This window comes from Nocardia sp. NPDC002869 (assembly GCF_046764065.1).
GTDB classification, from domain to species: domain Bacteria; phylum Actinomycetota; class Actinomycetes; order Mycobacteriales; family Mycobacteriaceae; genus Nocardia; species Nocardia rhamnosiphila.
This window is the reverse complement of record NZ_JBKOOL010000284.1, coordinates 1-3,550: the sequence shown is the minus strand read 5'-3', so window position 1 is coordinate 3,550 and position 3,550 is coordinate 1. Positions and strand designations below refer to the sequence as shown.

General features: G+C 69.9%; 3 protein-coding genes. All 3 read left to right on the top strand.

The genetic code is table 11. The annotated features are described in order from the left end of the window. Nucleotides 1–2,604 (top strand): translation initiation factor IF-2 (gene infB / locus ACLML9_RS28140; RefSeq protein WP_411948334.1); only part of this gene is annotated, 2,604 nt, incomplete at its 5' end. Nucleotides 2,605–2,722: 118 nt separating this feature from the next. After that, on the top strand, nt 2,723–3,013 hold the full coding sequence (locus ACLML9_RS28135; RefSeq protein WP_411948333.1) for a DUF503 domain-containing protein: 291 nt from the start codon (nt 2,723–2,725) through the stop codon (nt 3,011–3,013). Between the two features lie 92 nt (nt 3,014–3,105). Then, on the top strand, nt 3,106–3,550 hold a 445-nt coding region (gene rbfA / locus ACLML9_RS28130; RefSeq protein WP_411948332.1), incomplete at its 3' end, for a 30S ribosome-binding factor RbfA.

Below are 3,550 nucleotides of genomic sequence, written 5' to 3'. Positions count from 1 at the left end.
CCGGGTCCGGCTCCCGCCCGGGAGCCCGAGCGTCCCGAGGCCCAGGCCCAGGCCCCCGCGGCCAAACCGGCCACCCCCGGCGCACGTCCGGCGGGCGATGCCGCGCGCCCCGGTCAGCCGCGTCCGGCCGCCGCCGGCCAAAGCCCGGCCCGTCCGGGCCCCAAACCCGGCCCCAAGACCCCGCGCGTCGGCAACAACCCGTTCTCGTCGGCGCCCGAGCGTGAGCGTCCGTCCCCGCGTCCGCAGCCGGGCCCCCGCCCGGCTCCGGGCCAGGGCGGCCCCCGTCCCGGCCCGGCGCAGGGCGGTCCGCGTCCGCAGGGCGGCCCCCGTCCCGGCCAGAATGCCCCGCGTCCCGGCCCCGGCGGTCCCCGTCCGGCAGCCGCGCAGGGCGGTCCCCGTCCCGGCGGTCCCCGTCCGAGCCCCAACTCCATGCCCCCGCGTCCGACCCCCGGCGCGATGCCGCAGCGTTCGGCCCGTCCGGGTCCGGCTGCCGGTGGCCGTCCGGGTCGTCCCGGTGGCGGTCCCGGTGGCGGCGCTGGTCGTCCCGGTGGTGGCGGCGGCGGTGGTTACCGCGGTGGTGGCGGTGGCGCCCCCGCCGGTACCGGTGCTCCCGCCGGTGGTGGCGGTTTCCGCGGTCGTCCCGGTGGCGGCGGTGGCCGTCCGGGCGGTCCCGGTGGTCGTGGTGGTGCGGCCGGCGCGTTCGGCCGTCCCGGTGGTGCGCCCCGGCGTGGTCGCAAGTCGAAGCGGCAGAAGCGCCAGGAATACGATTCGATGCAGGCCCCGTCGGTCGGCGGCGTGCGGTTGCCCCGTGGCAACGGTGAGGTGATCCGCCTCGCTCGCGGTGCGTCGCTGTCCGATTTCGCGGAGAAGATCGACGCGAACCCGGCCGCCTTGGTCCAGGCACTGTTCAACCTGGGCGAGATGGTCACCGCGACCCAGTCGGTCAACGACGAGACCCTGGAGCTGCTCGGCGGCGAGATGAACTACGTCGTGCACGTGGTCAGCCCCGAGGACGAGGACCGCGAGCTGCTGGAATCGTTCGACCTGACCTACGGTGAGGACGAGGGCGGCGAGGAAGACCTCGAGCAGCGTCCGCCCGTGGTCACCGTCATGGGCCACGTCGATCACGGTAAGACCCGACTGCTGGACACCATCCGTAAGGCGAATGTCCGCGAGGGCGAGGCCGGCGGTATCACCCAGCACATCGGCGCCTACCAGGTGCTCACCCATCTGGGCGACGACGACCGGCTCATCACCTTCATCGACACCCCGGGCCACGAGGCGTTCACCGCCATGCGTGCCCGCGGTGCGAAGGCCACCGATATCGCGATCCTGGTGGTCGCCGCCGACGACGGCGTCATGCCGCAGACGGTGGAGGCGATCAACCACGCGCAGGCGGCCGACGTGCCGATCGTGGTGGCGGTCAACAAGATCGACAAGGAAGGCGCGAACCCGGAGAAGATCCGGCAGCAGCTGACCGAATACAACCTGGTGGCCGAGGAGTACGGCGGCGACACCATGTTCGTCGACATCTCCGCCAAACAGGGCACCAATATCGACGCCCTGCTGGAGGCCGTGCTGCTCACCGCGGACGCCGCGCTCGACCTGCGGGCGAACCCGGAACAGGACGCCCAGGGTGTGGCCATCGAGGCGCATCTGGACCGCGGTCGCGGCCCGGTCGCCACGGTGCTCATCCAGCGCGGCACGCTGCGGGTCGGCGATTCCATCGTCGCCGGCGACGCCTACGGCCGCGTCCGCCGGATGGTCGATGAGCACGGCGTCGATGTCGAGGCGGCCCTGCCGTCGCGGCCGGTGCAGGTGGTCGGTTTCACCTCGGTGCCCGGCGCCGGTGACAACCTGCTGGTGGTGGACGAGGACCGTATCGCCCGCCAGATCGCCGACCGGCGCAACGCGCGTAAGCGCAACGCGCTGGCCGCGCGTAGCCGCAAGCGCATCAGCCTGGAAGACCTGGATGCCGCGCTGAAGGAAACCAGCGAGTTGAACCTCATCCTCAAGGGTGACAACTCCGGTACCGTCGAGGCGCTCGAAGAGGCCCTGCTCGGGATTCAGATCGACGACGAGGTCCGGCTGCGGGTCATCGACCGCGGTGTCGGTGGTGTCACCGAGACCAACGTGAACCTGGCGTCGGCGTCGAACGCGATCATCATCGGGTTCAATGTCCGGGCCGAGGGCAAGGCGACCGAACTCGCCAACCGCGAAGGCGTGGATATCCGGTACTACTCGGTGATCTACCAGGCCATCGACGAGATCGAGAGCGCGCTCAAGGGCATGCTCAAGCCCATCTACGAAGAGGTGGAGCTGGGCCGGGCCGAGATCCGCGCCATCTTCCGCTCCTCGAAGATCGGTCTCATCGCCGGCTGCATGGTCACCTCGGGCAGCGTCAAACGCAATGCCAAGGCTCGTCTGCTGCGCGACAACGTGGTGATCGCCGAATCCACGACGATCAGCTCGCTGCGCCGGGAGAAGGACGATGCCACCGAGGTTCGTGAGGGCTTCGAATGCGGTATGACGCTGACCTACTCCGATATCAAGGAAGGCGACATCATCGAGGCCTACGAGTTGCGCGAGAAGCCGCGCGACTGAGCTGATACGGACCGGGCGGCTTCCACCGCCCGGTCCGGCCATCGATATCGGCACAGCGGTGCACCGCCCCGATGGGCGGTGCCGCCGGGCCGGAACGTCGTGATAACCGGGAGGTTGCGTGTACCTGGGTGCACTCGAATTCGACATCCTGCTGGGTGATGTGCACTCGTTGAAGGAGAAGCGTTCGGTGATCCGGCCGATACTGGCCGAACTCCAGCGCTTCGGGGTGAGCACTGCCGAAGCGGGGGAACACGACCGATACCGCCGCACCCTGCTCGGGGTGGCGATGGTGTCGGTCGGAATGGACCATCTGACGGCCGTGCTGGATCGATGCGAACGGCATGTCGCGGCACGTCCGGAGTTACAGTTGCTGGCAGTACGCCGGCGCGTCTTCGGACCCGAGGACTGACCGGCCGCGAGTGATATCAGCGGTGGCCGCGGTCCGTGCGGCACGTATCGCGCGGACCGTCCCACCGTCGCTGAACAGGGAAAGGAGCGGCCATGGTGGATCAAGCCAGGGCACGCCGGCTCGCCAAGCGGATCTCCGCGATCGTGGCCACGGCAATCGAATACGAAATCAAGGATCCGCGGCTGCGTTTCGTCACCGTCACCGATGCGCGGGTGACCGGCGATCTGCACGATGCGACGATCTTCTACACGGTGATGGGTGAAACCGTCGACGCCGAACCCGACTACGACGCCGCGTCCGCCGGCCTGGAGAAGGCCAAGGGGGTGCTGCGGTCGAAGGTGGGCGCGGGTACCGGGGTGAAGTTCACTCCCACGCTCAGCTTCGTGCTCGATACCGTGCCGGACGCGGCGCGGCAGATGGAGAATCTGCTGGCGCGGGCGCGGGCCGCCGACGACGAAGACCTGGCGGGCCGCCTCGAACAGCCGGTCCCGCATACCGGGTCCCGAATCCGGTCCCCGACCGGCATCGATACGTTCC